The sequence below is a fragment of the Brevibacillus dissolubilis genome, from assembly GCF_006170445.1.
GTDB lineage: Bacteria > Bacillota > Bacilli > Brevibacillales > Brevibacillaceae > Brevibacillus_B > Brevibacillus_B dissolubilis.
Map to the genome: position 1 here is coordinate 94,963 of NZ_VCNA01000013.1, position 13,981 is coordinate 108,943.

The 13,981-nt window shown below is 51.1% G+C and carries 15 protein-coding genes; 6 read left to right on the forward strand and 9 right to left on the reverse strand.

The window, feature by feature from the left end:
- Window positions 1-13: 13 nt before the first annotated feature.
- The 4 genes from pcrA to FGI41_RS20650 all read right to left on the reverse strand — a co-directional run bounded on the left by pcrA (window position 14) and on the right by FGI41_RS20650 (window position 4,847).
- Window positions 14-2,434: a DNA helicase PcrA gene (pcrA, locus tag FGI41_RS20635; RefSeq protein WP_139492201.1), complete on the reverse strand. Its 2,421-nt coding sequence runs from the start codon at window positions 2,432-2,434 to the stop codon at window positions 14-16.
- A 233-nt stretch (window positions 2,435-2,667) separates the two neighbouring features.
- Window positions 2,668-3,354, reverse strand: coding sequence for a heptaprenylglyceryl phosphate synthase (gene pcrB / locus FGI41_RS20640; protein ID WP_139492202.1), 687 nt, complete (start codon window positions 3,352-3,354; stop codon window positions 2,668-2,670).
- A gap of 18 nt (window positions 3,355-3,372) precedes the next feature.
- Window positions 3,373-3,663: a YerC/YecD family TrpR-related protein gene (locus tag FGI41_RS20645; RefSeq protein ID WP_139492203.1), complete on the reverse strand. Its 291-nt coding sequence runs from the start codon at window positions 3,661-3,663 to the stop codon at window positions 3,373-3,375.
- A gap of 119 nt (window positions 3,664-3,782) precedes the next feature.
- Window positions 3,783-4,847: a DUF3048 domain-containing protein gene (locus FGI41_RS20650; protein WP_139492204.1), complete on the reverse strand. Its 1,065-nt coding sequence runs from the start codon at window positions 4,845-4,847 to the stop codon at window positions 3,783-3,785.
- Between the two features lie 160 nt (window positions 4,848-5,007).
- Here FGI41_RS20650 and FGI41_RS20655 point away from each other — a divergent pair, with 160 nt between their 5' ends.
- From FGI41_RS20655 to FGI41_RS20675, 5 genes are all read left to right on the forward strand, one after another.
- On the forward strand, window positions 5,008-5,754 hold the full coding sequence (locus FGI41_RS20655; RefSeq protein WP_139492205.1) for a response regulator transcription factor: 747 nt from the start codon (window positions 5,008-5,010) through the stop codon (window positions 5,752-5,754).
- Window positions 5,751-7,184, forward strand: coding sequence for a HAMP domain-containing sensor histidine kinase (locus tag FGI41_RS20660; RefSeq protein ID WP_139492206.1), 1,434 nt, complete (start codon window positions 5,751-5,753; stop codon window positions 7,182-7,184). Before FGI41_RS20655 ends, FGI41_RS20660 begins: the two co-directional genes overlap by 4 nt.
- A gap of 187 nt (window positions 7,185-7,371) precedes the next feature.
- Window positions 7,372-7,737: a helix-turn-helix domain-containing protein gene (locus FGI41_RS20665; RefSeq protein ID WP_139492207.1), complete on the forward strand. Its 366-nt coding sequence runs from the start codon at window positions 7,372-7,374 to the stop codon at window positions 7,735-7,737.
- A gap of 12 nt (window positions 7,738-7,749) precedes the next feature.
- Window positions 7,750-8,532: an ImmA/IrrE family metallo-endopeptidase gene (locus FGI41_RS20670; RefSeq protein ID WP_139492208.1), complete on the forward strand. Its 783-nt coding sequence runs from the start codon at window positions 7,750-7,752 to the stop codon at window positions 8,530-8,532.
- A 4-nt stretch (window positions 8,533-8,536) separates the two neighbouring features.
- Complete coding sequence (locus FGI41_RS20675; RefSeq protein ID WP_139492209.1) at window positions 8,537-9,382, forward strand: hypothetical protein; 846 nt, start codon at window positions 8,537-8,539, stop codon at window positions 9,380-9,382.
- Between the two features lie 39 nt (window positions 9,383-9,421).
- Here FGI41_RS20675 and FGI41_RS20680 read toward each other — a convergent pair whose 3' ends face one another.
- Window positions 9,422-9,730 (reverse strand): AzlD domain-containing protein, encoded by a 309-nt coding sequence (locus FGI41_RS20680; protein ID WP_139492210.1) that lies wholly within the window; start codon window positions 9,728-9,730, stop codon window positions 9,422-9,424.
- Entirely contained in the window at window positions 9,720-10,400 is a 681-nt protein-coding gene (locus FGI41_RS20685; RefSeq protein ID WP_139492211.1) for an AzlC family ABC transporter permease, read from the reverse strand. Before FGI41_RS20685 ends, FGI41_RS20680 begins: the two co-directional genes overlap by 11 nt.
- A gap of 174 nt (window positions 10,401-10,574) precedes the next feature.
- Here FGI41_RS20685 and FGI41_RS20690 point away from each other — a divergent pair, with 174 nt between their 5' ends.
- Window positions 10,575-11,153, forward strand: a complete 579-nt coding sequence (locus FGI41_RS20690; protein WP_139492212.1) for a peptidase M56 — start codon at window positions 10,575-10,577, stop codon at window positions 11,151-11,153.
- Window positions 11,154-11,187: 34 nt separating this feature from the next.
- Here the strand turns inward: FGI41_RS20690 and FGI41_RS20695 are convergent, their stop codons facing one another.
- From FGI41_RS20695 to FGI41_RS20705, 3 genes are read right to left on the reverse strand one after another with little or no spacing between them, the layout of a single operon-like run.
- A complete protein-coding gene (locus tag FGI41_RS20695; protein ID WP_139492213.1) occupies window positions 11,188-11,895 on the reverse strand; it encodes an ABC transporter ATP-binding protein in 708 nt (235 codons plus the stop codon).
- A gap of 15 nt (window positions 11,896-11,910) precedes the next feature.
- Entirely contained in the window at window positions 11,911-12,687 is a 777-nt protein-coding gene (locus FGI41_RS20700) for an ABC transporter ATP-binding protein (RefSeq protein WP_139492214.1), read from the reverse strand.
- 21 nt (window positions 12,688-12,708) lie between these two features.
- Window positions 12,709-13,974, reverse strand: a complete 1,266-nt coding sequence (locus FGI41_RS20705) for a branched-chain amino acid ABC transporter permease (protein WP_139492215.1) — start codon at window positions 13,972-13,974, stop codon at window positions 12,709-12,711.
- Window positions 13,975-13,981: the final 7 nt, after the last annotated feature.

The following is a 13,981-nucleotide window of genomic DNA, read 5'->3' on the forward strand; positions in this document are numbered from 1 at the left end:
GCAAAACAGTCTTTTATGCTTTTTCAATCGGAGCGAACTTAGCCAGCAGTTTTTTGAGGCCGACTGGACTTGGGAAGGCGATATCCAGCTCAGTGTTGTCACCGCTGCCTTTGATGCTGACCACGGTGCCGGTTCCCCAACTGCCATGCTTCACTTTTTCGCCCACTTTCCAGTCAATTCCTGCTGCTGCACCATGCTGCGGCAATTTGCCTGGCTGCTGGTGCAGCTGACGGAATACGCCAGAGCCACCAGCCGGGGTCGTGGTCGTCGTGCGGGCTGCCGGGGAGGTACGGGTCGTCGGTGCGGTACGGGAAGCACCTGCACCTGCAGCCGCTGTACGGCCAAAGACAGACTGGCCCGGTGCACCGAGCGTGCGGCCTTGTCCAAAACGGCTTTCGCCACGGTTGCCAAAGCCACCGCCATTGCCTCCACCAAATCCTGTACCTCCGCCGCCATACGGTCCGGCAGAGTATGCCCCAGGATCGAAGCCCTCGATGCATTCAGCCGGAATCTCGCTTAAGAAGCGGGACGGCAGGTTCGCCGCCGTACGGCCATACAGGGTACGCATCCGTGCACAGGTCATATAGAGCCTCTGCTCGGCGCGGGTAATCCCTACATATGCGAGGCGCCGCTCCTCCTCCATCTCGGTCGGGTCCTCCAACGAGCGGCTGTGCGGGAAGACGCCCTCTTCCATCCCCATCAAGAAGACGACAGGGAACTCCAAGCCCTTGGCACTGTGCAGGGTCATCAGAGTGACTTCACCGTCTGTGTTCGCGTCCACTTCCACGCCGTCTTTGCCGAGTGAATCAATATCGGCTACCAGTGCGAGGTCGGTCAGGAACGCCACGAGACTTTTATCTTCACTTTTGCTCTCAAACTCTTGGGTTACAGACAGGAACTCGTCGATGTTCTCCAGACGTGCTTCGGATTCGAGGGATTTGTCCTCTTTGAGCGATTCACGGTAGGCGGAGAGCTTGAGTACCTCTTCCACTAATTCGGTCACACTTAGATAGTCTACCATCTGCATGAGATTTTTCATCATATCACGGAACGAAATAATGGCATTGGTCGTACGGGAGGTAAGCCCCATGTACTCCACTTCTTCAATCGCTCTAAACAAGGTCATGCCTTGGCGGTTGGCGAACTGCTGGATTTTCTCCACGGTCGAGTCACCGATGTTGCGCTTCGGCACGTTGATGATGCGGGTCAAGCTGATGTCATCGTCCGGATTGGAGATAAGGCGCAGGTAGGCGAGGATGTCCTTGATCTCTTTTCTGTCATAGAACTTCGTGCCGCCGACGATGGTGTACGGAATGCTGGACTTCACCAGCACATCCTCCATCACACGGGACTGCGCGTTGGTCCGGTACAGGATGGCGAACTTGTCGTAGAGACGGAATTCCTTGATCAGCTCACGGATTTTGTCCACGATGAAATATGCCTCATCATGCTCGGAATCCGCTTGGTAGACATATACTCTGTCCCCGGTCGGATTGGATGTCCAGAGGTCTTTTGGCTTGCGGTTGATGTTGTTCTTAATCACTTCATTGGCCGCAAGCAGGATATTCTTGGTGGAGCGGTAGTTCTGCTCCAGCTTGATCAGTGTCGCATTGTTATAATCTTTTTCGAAGTTGAGGATGATCGAGATATCGGCGCCGCGCCACTTGTAGATGGACTGGTCGGCGTCACCTACACAGCAGATATTTTTCCATTCGTCTGCAAGCATCGAGATCAGGAGATACTGCGCACGGTTGGTATCCTGATACTCATCGACGTGGATGTAACGGAATTTCTTCTGATAGTATGCCAAAACCTCCGGCATTTCTTGGAACAATTTGATTGTCGTCATGATCAGATCGTCGAAGTCGAGGGATTGATTGCTGCGCAGCTTCTTTTGGTACAGCTCATAGACCTGAGCGACGACGAGGGAGAACTGGTCGCCCGCGTTTTTCTTGTAGCGCTCTGGGTCCATCAGCTCGTTCTTCGCTCCGCTGATGGCAGCGAGGATCGTGCGTGGCTCGTTTTTCTTCGGGTCCATGTTGAGTTCCTTGAGACAGTTCTTCACCACGGAGAGCTGGTCGGACGCGTCAAGGATCGTGAAATTACGGCTCATCCCGATGCGGTCGATATCACGGCGCAGGATGCGGACACAGAGCGAGTGGAATGTGGAAATCCAGATTTCTTGTGCGTCCTTGCCGACGAGGTTGGCGACACGGTTCTGCATCTCACGGGACGCTTTGTTGGTAAAGGTGATCGCGAGGATGTTCCACGGCGCGACCTTTTTGAAGCCGATCAGGTACGCGATGCGCTGGGTCAGCACGCGTGTCTTACCGGAACCGGCACCCGCGAGGATCAGCACCGGGCCTTCTGTGGTTTCCACCGCGACGCGCTGCTGCGGGTTGAGGCCCACGAAGTATTTATCTAGAGTAGTCATAATGAATATGGCCACCTTTCGTTAGGAAACTGGTAGAAAAAAAGAAAGCATATGTTCTGGATCATAGCCTTTCTATTTTGTCATAGATTGAGCGAGAATGCCACGGTATGTGTACCTGTTTTGGGCGATTTGTCAATGAAAAAACCACCAAATCAGACTGGTGGCTTGGTGAAAAAACAAAACTCCCAGACCAATTTCGCCTGAGAGCCCTCTTGTAACCGAATCATTCAATTCTATCCCTTCACCGCGCCAACCGTCGCCAGCGCAGCGTCCAAATCCTCATAAATCACATTCCCGACAACCACCGTATCGGCAATCGCCGCCATCTCCTTGGCCTGCTCCACGGTCTTCACTCCGCCGCCGTAGAACACATGAGCTCCTTCGGCACCTTTGCGAATAGCACGCACCACCTCAGGATCACCATACGTCCCGCTGTATTCTACATACACCATCGACAGATTCAACAGCTTTGTCGCGGTCTGCCCGTAAGCTTTGGCCTCATCAGGGCCGGCCACAGGACGGGCCTTGGTCAACTTCGCTACAGAGGATTCTGGATTAAGCACCAAGTAGCCTTCCGTGAAGATCTCTTCCCAGTGAATATAGCTGCCATACGCGGTCAGTCCGGCGACATGCGGGGCAAAAATCCAATCAGGATCACCCGCATTGAGCACCAACGGGATCAAATACGAATCAAACCCCGGCACAACCGCCTGCAGGTTGGATACCTCCAGCACAGTCGGAACGGCATAACGGCGAATCCGTGCCATCAGGTCCAGAGTGTTGTCAAAAGTAATGCCGAGCGTACCGCCGACAATAATCGCATCCGTGCCGGACTCACAGATGGCTTCGAGTGCGTCATCGTCGATCGTTTTGTCCGGGTCTAGTTTGAAGGCGTGCCGCCAACTGCGATAATCGATCACTGCTTTTGCCTCCCTCGGTTACTTGCCAATACGGTCCAAGGCGAGCGTATAGCCGTCATTACCGTAATTGAGACAACGCTTCACACGGGAAATCGTAGCGGTGGAAGCACCCGTCTCCGCTTCGATCTGGTTGTAGGTGAAGCCTTTGCGAAGCATACGCGCCACTTCCAGACGCTGAGCGAGCGACTGCATCTCATTCACCGTGCACAGATCGTCAAAAAAACGATAGCACTCCTCAATATTCTCAAGCGACAAGATCGCTTCAAAAAGCTGCTCGATACCTTTCCCCTTCAGTTTCTCCAATTGCATGCTGATCACCCCATAAGTATCTATAAGAACAATAGGACTCGTTGTTACACGTTAAAATTTTTAAGCGTTAAAGCACCTATTCCTAATCTTAGGGGAAAACAGTACGAAATTCAAGCGATTTATTGATAAGTGACAGCGCTTGCAAGTCCAGGGTGGTCAGGCACTATGTTAACCCAGGTATTGCCCGGAAGCAAGGGGAGTTCTTTGGTCAGCGCCTCATCTTCATAAGCGCGGATGACACCGCCGCTTCGTTTCCATTTGACCGGACGTACCTTTCCCTGCTGGAACAGATAGCCGTCGCCAGGGCCTACTACATCGACATGGCGGCGGCCTTCATTGTCCAGTACCTGATGCTCTGCCGAGATGATCAATAGATTCTTGACCGATAGCTGTTCATTGGTATTGAGGTCGTTGTGCGGCTGGCCTTGGGTGAAGCGCAGATAGCGGCCTTTCTCAGCGCTATAGGTATAACTGGCCTTGTAGGACGGGTGGAACGTGATATTGATCTTCGAGGCTGGGCTGCCCTCGGTGATTTGGCTGTCTTGGGCTACGAATGGGAAATACGGGATTTCCCCAGTCGGACGGAAACCCTTGGCGTTGATCGCTTTGGTGATCCGATCCAGATTGGTATAGAGATTGTGCGGCGCACGGCGGAACGACTCCCGCCAGAAGTACGGCGCATTATTGATTTCATTAATATAGGAAAAATCGGACTGGGCCAGCGTCTCCAGCGCCTCTGGACTTCCTCCGGCGTGTACCAGTACGGCATCAAAGCCTGTACCTACTTGGATAAAATACGGACGGATACTGCGCACCGGGCCGATCACTTTTGGCTTTTGACTTTGGAAAATCGCCAAGAAGCGGGTAACCTCGCCTTCTGCCAACACCTCATACACCATGTCAGCCTGACTCAGACCTGACTGCGGGCGGGCTTTCGGGTGATTATTGATCATCACCATGACGGGGCGGCTGTCGGTCGGATGATCGGTACCAAGACCAGTCAATGGAGCTGTATACGCATAGGTCGGTGCAGTCGGCTGAGTTGGGTCTGCTGTGGTGACTGGTGACGGTGTTGTCACAGGCTGCTGCTCTCCACCGGTCTGGGATGTTGCTTCCAGGCTGCAAGCGGTAAGTGCCGTACATACGATCAGGGAAGACAAGAGGGTTTGAACACGTTTGTCCATAGGTCCGCTCCTTTCTCTTTTTCCAATTACTAGTAAGGTTCTCGTTCGGTCGATTGAATCCTGCCTGCTGTCCCACAAGATTCCCACATTCCTTATACGTGGTTGCCATACGTTTCATTTCACCCTGTGATAAAATAATAAGGAAAGGGAGGGGCGTCTAATGACCACAACCACACCATATTCCGTCTATCTGGTAGATGACGAAGCCAACTTACTTCAACTGCTCAAATCCTACCTGCAAAATGCGGGTTTTGACGTAAAAGCTTTCGAGAATGGAGAGCAGGTCGTGCAGGCGCTCGACCAAGACCCGCCTCCTCATCTCTGGATTCTTGATATTATGCTCCCTGATATTGACGGGTACGAGTTGCTCCGGTTGATCCGTAATAAGTATGATGTGCCAATTATCTTCATTTCAGCACGTGACCAAGATATGGATAAAATCATCGGGCTGGAACTGGGCAGCGATGATTACCTCGCTAAGCCGTTTTTGCCGCGCGAGCTGGTGATCCGTGCCCAGAAGCTGCTCCAACGCACCTATGAAAAAGCGACCACCGCATCTGCTGCGACAGTGAATGGCCACGGCATGGCTGCCGGTTCGGGTACACCGCAATTCCAAGACTGGGTAACCATCGGGCCGTACATGATCTCCGAAAAAGGCCGTCTGGTCAAAGAAACGGCCTCCGACCAGCCGATTGAACTGACGACCAAAGAGTTCGACCTGATCATGTATCTGATCAACAACCAAGGTCAGGCACTTCACCGCGAACAGATCCTCGCCGCTGTCTGGGGCGACGATTATATCGGCTCTGACCGTGCCGTCGATGACCTCGTCAAGCGAATCCGCAAAAAGATGCCGGGCTTCCCGCTAGAGACCGTCTACGGCTTTGGCTACCGGATGTCGCCATGAAGTGGAAGCTGAAAAACTGGCCACTCTCCAGACAGATCTTGATCCTATTCCTGTTGTTGACCACGATTCTCGGGACGAGCGTCGGCATCACCTACCCGCTGGCCCTGCAAAAATATCTGGTCAACAATACGTACTCCCTGCTCGAAGAAGAGTTTAACAACCTCGCGCAAAACATCGCCTTCGATCAGGAGCACCGCCTGTTGCCTGTACCCGTGCCAGCCCCTTATTTTTTGCAGGTGATGCTACAGAATTACGAGTATTCCTTTGAGATGCTGGTCTTTGATAGGCAGGGCACGATCCTCGGTTACCATGCCATCGAGCCGATTCCGAAGCAAGTAGCCGCCGAATTATTCCGAGCCGCCCGCAGTGAGGCAGACGAGGGGATGCACCGTGGCACACTCCCTCACCGGGGTGAGGATTACCTGTATGTCAGCCAAGAGATGCATCTGCGCGACTATCCCTACTATCTCGTCCTCTTCTCCAAAGAGCGCGAGCTGAATCAGATCAACAGCCTGCTGACCCGCCAATTCTTCGTCGTCTTTGCCATCATCGTCGGAGTCAGTCTGCTCGTCGCAGCTTGGTTCAGCCGTTACCTGACCAATCCACTGCGCCGCCTCGAAGAATCCTGCCAAAAAATCGCCCGGCGTCAGTTCGATATCCCGCTCCGCGTCGACCGCGAAGACGAGATCGGTCAGCTCGCCCGTTCGTTTGACACGATGAAAAACCAGCTGAAGGAATATGACGAATCCCAGCGCTATTTTGTCCAGAACATCTCCCACGAGCTGAAAACCCCGATCATGGCGATCCAAGGCTATACCCAAGGCTTGCTCGAAGGCGTCTTCCAAGGCGAGCAGGCAGAAAAAGGCTTGGAGATCATCATGCAGGAAAGCAAGCGGCTGGAAAAGGTCGTCGAGCAGCTGCTCTATCTGACCAAGATCGAATCCGTCGCCCAGATGATCCAGTTCACCCCGCTCAACCTGTCTGAACTGTTCGTTTTCTTACATCAGCGCTTCAGTATGCTCAATCCTCAGATCGAGTGGCAGATGAATGTTCCCGATACCTTGCCAGTCGAGGGGGATGGGGAACAGCTCAATACCGCGTTCGTCAACATCTTAGAGAACCAGCTCCGCTATGCGAAAAGCAAGCTGGTGATCGACGCCCGCCAGATGGGCAACACAGTGGAAATCCACTTGGCGAATGACGGCCCGCCGATTGAAGAGTCCCTGCTACCCAACCTTTTTCAACGGTTCCGTAAAGGCAAGACGGGTAAGCATGGACTGGGTCTTGCGATTGCACGGGCTGTATTTGAAGTGCATGGCGGGACGATTGAGGCACGGAATGAGCCGGGTGGTGTACGGTTTGTTGTGAGGCTGCCTGTTACTCAGCAAAAAAGGGAACGAGTTCTGATGACGAACCCCAGCTCTTCATAATCAATCAGTTGTTTCAAAACGCTCCTTTATATTTACAGGAGTGTTTTTTCTTTTTCCGGAATTTCCGTAGATAACAAACAACAAAATCGATCAATTCATACATACGCAAATCACTTGAGCTTATTTTTCCGGAAATTCCACACTTTTTTAATGAGATTTGGCTATAATGATAGGGAGGTGATTCATTATGTCAATCCCTGGTGACTTTGCAAGCCGTGTGCTTGACAATATCAATTCCTTTTTGGAAGCAGAGGGTTACCGTAAAGAACGATTAGCCAAGAAAATGGGAAAATCCCCGTCCACCTTCTATGCCCACTTGAAAGGACAACATCCTAAGTCTATTGTTTCTTTTGCCGTTGAATTGGCTCAAGTCCTTGGCTATAAGGATACATTCTTTCTAGATGAGAACTTCACTCCCCCCATCTTGCCCACACCCAGCGTAGGTCTGCACAAGCCGATTCATTTCTCCAAGGGAAATAAGCCCTCCCTAGATGAGGAAAAAGGGCTGGAACAACTAGCGAAAATTTGTGATTTGATCGAGATTTATTACTAAGGAGAATCCTATATGCCAGAAGTAACCTATGAGCAGCTTACTGAGCTTTTTACAAAAAATGAAGAGGTGAGCGAACGCGTTCATTCTTTTGTAAATCAGTATTTTCGCGATTACCATTACCCTGGATGGAATATCATTGATGGGGCAAAGCGTTGGCTAGAAGATTATTTTTTTCTGTTGCAAGCACCCATTCGAGCCGCATCGCTTGGTGGGTTTATCTTACACAAGAATGATAAAAAAATTTGTTATATAAATACATGGCATCCGCGGATTTATCAATATTTTGTATTGTTCCACGAGGTCTATCACATTCTGTCTTCCAGCAGTCACGATGACAATAGGCGACAGCCCCTACATTTGATTGAATCGACTATAGATGACGACTTGGAAGAAAGAGCCGCTGACTATTTTGCTTCTATCGTTCTGATGGATGCTCGGGAAGTCCGATCATTTTATCAAACCTTACATGAAGAGGATTGCTTTGAAAAAAAGATCTTTTTAACGATGAACAGATTTACCTCCCCTTATAAAGCTGTGCTAATTCGTTTATTTGAATTAAATCTCATCGATGATCAACAGATATCGAGTCACTTCGACAAAATATTTGACTGGGAAGCAACAGCCAAAGAATATGGAATCGACCCTTATAATTTTCAAAGAAGCGGTCATATTTCGTTTGGACGCTTGCTCGATAAAATGAAGCAGTCAGATATGCCTGATATCGTGAATGAAAGTAACTATGATGTATACATTCAAGTCAAAAATTACTTCGAGAAAATTGCAAAGGACGGTTGAAAGCTTGTCAGCACAGTGGATGGTTTCAGATATCGCAAAAATTGTAGCTTTGCTTGATCAAGCTGGCTGCTTTTATTTATGCGACACAGTCGCGGTCTCCCAGTTTGAGTTGGCTTATCACCGTCATCAAAAAAATTTATTGGGGATGTTTGTAAGGCCGGATGACCTGATTATCCTCACTGATACAATCACAGCAGAAACACGAATGGCTGAGGATAAGGATGACCGTTATATGACCTATCTCCGTCAATTTCCCAATGTCATCTGTATTAAGGAATCAGACTTTCTTGCATTATTACAGTCTGAGTATCATCCCCAAGCCGCTAAAAAGAAGTTCAAAGCACTTGCCTCTAGAGTCTTTCAATACATCCAGCCACTACGTGAACAGATCCAACGCATCGATGAACCCACGACGATCTCATTGTGTATAAACAATCTATTTGCTTCACGCGGTGATAAAAACAAAGGGGAATTCATGTTGGTCTGGCTTTCCGCCTTGTTGCGGGAACTCTATCCTCCAAAAGCTATTTCCTTCGTCGGTTATGACCGCGACCTGTATCAACTGGTACATGATTTTCATTTCAGAAATCGGCATCTGAATGAAGAACTTCGTATGCGGGGGGATATCCAGATTGTCAGTACGGATACCTTGTTACAGGGGTTGCTTAAAACTCATCACCCTCGAGACGAGATCATAGAGCTTTGCGGCATATACCGTAATGAAAGCCGTAAAGTACTATTCCACCATATCCAAAACGGTTTAAGGCAAAAGGCATTAACAGAAGGCGTATTGCCAAATCCCGTTTTTGTAGAACGGATTATCCAATCCACCGTTGATATTGTCTATTAGTCCTGCTCTTGTAAACCATAGCAAGAGCAGGACTTTTTCCTATAGTCTCCACAGCACCACTGCCCCAACACCCGCCACCAACGCCAGCGCAATATGCTTTTTCCATACGCCCACTGCCAACGCTACAATCCCCGCTACCAGATACTCGGGGTCAAACACTCCATCAGGCCGATGAAACACTATCGGTGGAATCGTCAGCGAGCTGAATACGCCGACCGGAACCATTTTCAATCCTCTTCTCACCCAGTCCGGCAGCTCCAGACGCGAACTGATCAACAGCATCGGGAAACGGGTCAGGTACGTGATGACCGCCATCCCGACAATAATCCACAGCACATCATTGCTCATCGGCGAACACCCCCATCACGACCGCTGCCATCGTACCTAAGATGACAGCCAGCGTCGCACCTTGCAGATAGTAACCGAGACATGCGACTCCTGCCGCGAGCACGGCTGCTTTTATATAAAAACGCGAGGTCAGATATAAGGCCAGAAAGCCGAGAAATGTCGCAAGAAACGCAAAATCAAGCCCGTATGCTTCCGGCTCGGTGATTAGCGTGCCAAATACCGCTCCCGCCAGTGTCGCAAGGCCCCAGATCAGGTAATCCACCAGTCCGGCTCCAGTAAAATAGGACAGGCTGAATTTTTCCTCTTTGTCTAAGTAGGCAGACTTGAGGGCAAAGGTCTCATCGTTGAGCCAATGCGACAACAACGCCATCCTCCACGTAGACACGCCACGAAAGGCCGGGCCGAGTGATAATCCATACAAAAGATGACGTGCGTTCAAAAGCGCCGTCGAGATCAAAACCGGCCAGGCTCCCACTCCTTGTGTGAGCAACCCCAATGCCGCGAATTGTGACGATCCGGCATTGACCAGCAGGGAAAACATCATCGCTTCCGGTATTCCCAGACCCGCCTGCCTTACCAGAATCCCAAATACCATGCCATCTATGATACCAGCCCCTGCGACAGGCAGGATTTCTTTCATGCCCCGCACGGCTTGTTTTTGGTCATTCATCTGCTCCCCACCCTTCTTTTTCTAACTTTTCACTTTATAGCTGAGAGCCCACGGCGTCAACCCCCATGCCATACTCGTGCCATAAAGAGGAAGCACAAATCCGCCAGTCTCCCGGTAGATTCCGCCCACACCAATCCATACTAAGGAGAAGGAATGACATAAGGGGGCAGCCGAGTGATGGTAACCAGACGCTATGTGTTTCTCCTTCTCCTGACAGGTATGTTTTGTTTACTGACTCTTTTTCCGACTTCGACGTATATAGAAGCATCTAAGACACACCAGCAGATCCCTGAGAGTCAGAAGCTGTATATCAATCCGGAGTACCACTTCCAATTGGCCTATCCCGCTCATTGGACTAAGATCAAAGGCATCTACGAAGAGCGCTACGGGGCCAATGACGGCTTTTTTCAATTTACCGCTGCCGGGACAGGTCTGACCAAGATCGACGGAATCTCCAAGCAGTTGATGCTGCATAAGCTACAGCCCTACGGTTCTAAGCCACGCAGCTGTGCGATGATGATCGCAGGTCAGCCCGCACGCCTGATTTTACCGTCTCAGGATCAAGCGCCGTTTCTGAATAGACAAGCTGCTTTATTAGTGCATTATCCAAAACCCGTCAAGATCGGCGGCACTTCCTATGCGTATCTGCTTCTGTGGGCAGATGAGGAGCATATCTATGATCTGGCCCAGAACATCCGCTTTATGCCACAAGTGGAAAAAGGAAATCACAGCAAAAAGACCGACGGAAGGTAACTCCCTCCATCGGTCTTTTCACAGGTATCGTATCTTACGCCAAGTACGCCTCGCGCACCTGCGGGTTGGACAAAAGCTCTCTCGCATCATCTTGCAGGATGATCTCACCTGTCTGGATGACATATCCACGGCTGGCTACCGAGAGCGCTTGGTTCGCGTTCTGCTCGACCAAGAGGATGGTCATGCCTTCGCGGTTCAGCTCGGTGACGATCTCGAAGATCTGCTCCACCAGAATCGGAGCAAGACCCATGGATGGTTCGTCGAGCATCAGGATTTTGGGCTTCATCATCAGGCCGCGCGCGATCGCCAGCATCTGCTGTTCGCCCCCTGACATCGTACCGCCCTTTTGGTTGATCCGCTCTTTGAGACGCGGGAAGAAACGGAAGGCACGCTCGATACCCTCATCAATCACGCTTTTGTCGGTGACAGAGAACGCGCCCATCTCCAGATTCTCACGTACGGTCAGCTTCGGAAAAATCCGGCGGCCTTCCGGTACGTGCGCGATCCCAGCCAGTGCGATATCGTGCGTCTTCATCGCGGTGATATCCTGACCATCGAAGAGCACCTTGCCTTGACGGGCACGGGTCTGGCCGCAGATGGTTTTGAGCGTGGTCGATTTGCCGGCACCGTTTGAGCCGATCAGTGTCACGACTTCGCCTGCCTCGACTTGAATGCTCAACCCTTTGAGGGCGTGAATCCCACCGTAATAGGTATGAATGTTCTGAAGTTCCAACAGTGGCATGCTTGCTCCCCCTTCCTACGACGCTTCCGTGGCGCTCTTGCCTAGGTACGCCTCGATAACCTTTGGATTGTTGCGGATTTGCTCTGGAGTGCCTTCCGCGATTTTTTTGCCATAGTCCAATACGTGAATATACTCAGAGAGACCCATGACCAGCTTCATATCATGCTCGATCAGGATGATGGTCAGATTCAGCTCTTGCTTGAGCTTGCGGATAAAATCGGTCATCTCCACCGTCTCGCGCGGGTTCATCCCGGCCGCCGGCTCATCAAGCAAAATAATTTTCGGATTGGTCGCAAGCGCACGGGCAATCTCCAGTCTGCGCTGCAAACCGTATGGCAGACTGCCTGCCGCTTCATTGGCGATATGCTCAATACCGACATATTCCATGAGTTTGTATGCTTCTACACGCGCCTTCTCTTCTTCTTGGCGCACTTTTTTGGTATTGAACAGAATTCCCAACAGACCCGCGCTCAGACGGCTGTGTGTGCCGACCATGACATTTTCGAGTGCGGTCATTTCTTTGAACAGGCGGATGTTTTGGAATGTGCGGGTGATACCGCGCTCAGCGATCTGGTCTGGACGCAAGCCCTTGATGCTTTTACCGTCCAAGATCACGTCACCGCCATCCGGCTCATAAAAGCCTGTCACCATGTTAAAAAAGGTGGTTTTGCCTGCACCGTTCGGGCCGATAACAGCGGTGATCGAGCCTTCTTCGATTTTGACCGTCACGTCCTCGTTGGCTAACAGACCACCGAAACGCTTGGTTAAGCCATTCGCTTCTAAAATAGCCATCTTCTGCTCCCTCCCCGACTGTTATTTGCGCCCTGCCACTTTGGCGAGAATCCCTTGCTGTTCGCCGAAGTGCTTGCTTTGTTTGATCGAATCGATATCATCTTTTTTGCGCTTGGCCGGAATCAGCCCGTTCGGACGGTACAGCGCCACGAGAACGAGGATAACCCCGAACACCAGACGCTGGAACTTAGACGGGTCAAGCTGGCTCGGCAGGTTGATCAGACCGGATTGCTGCAAGCCGTGCAGGAAGTTGGAGAACTCCTTGAGCAATTGCACCTGGAGCACCGTGACGAACGCCGCTCCGAGCACCACGCCCGGGATACTGCCGCTACCGCCCAAAATAACCATGACGAGAATCGCAATCGACTCATTCATCGTAAAGGATGTCGGGTCGACAAACGTCTGTTTTGCCGCAAAGATAACCCCGACGATGCCCGCAAACGAAGCACCTGTGGCAAACGCCGCCAGCTTCGTATTCAACAGCGAAATCCCCATCGACTGCGCCGCCAGCTCATCCTCACGCACCGCGATCCAAGCGCGGCCCAAGCGGGAATGCTCAAAACGGACGTTAGCCAGTACGATAAACGCGATGACGAACAAGACAATAAAGTAGAAGTAAAACGGTGTCCCCATCTTAATCCCCAACAGCTCTGGAGCCGGAATCGGCGTGATCCCCTGTGGACCGTTTGTGATGTTGATCGGTTTATCCAAGTTGTTGAATACGATACGGATGATTTCACCAAAACCAAGCGTAACAATTGCAAGATAGTCACCTTTTACGCGCAAGACCGGCAAACCAAGCAAGATCCCGAAGATCGCAGCGACGATCAGACCGATGATCAGGAACGGCCAGAACCATTCACCGCTCAGCGGGAAAAAGTCACCTGGGATGAACTCATTGGCTTGGGAGGTCGTGAAGATCGCATACGCATAAGCACCAGCCGCGAAGAACGCGACATAACCCAAGTCAAGAAGTCCGGCAAAGCCTACTACGATATTCAGACCCAGTGCCATCGCGACATAGATGCCGACCTGTGTCGCTACCTCCATATAGTAGCGGTTGTCCCCGGCTACCAGCGGAATGATCAGAAGCAGCACGGCTGCACCAAGCGCGAAGCGGATCAGGTTACTTCCTTTTGTGTAATACACCAAGATGATCGAGAAAAGAACTCCCATAAATGCAATAACGGATTTGTCCAAGCTGTACAGTGCGCCGGAGAATACGGCAATCCACAAAACGGTAAAGAGCAGCGGTACCTCTTTATTTTTCAGCAGATTCATTTCCATGAGTTTA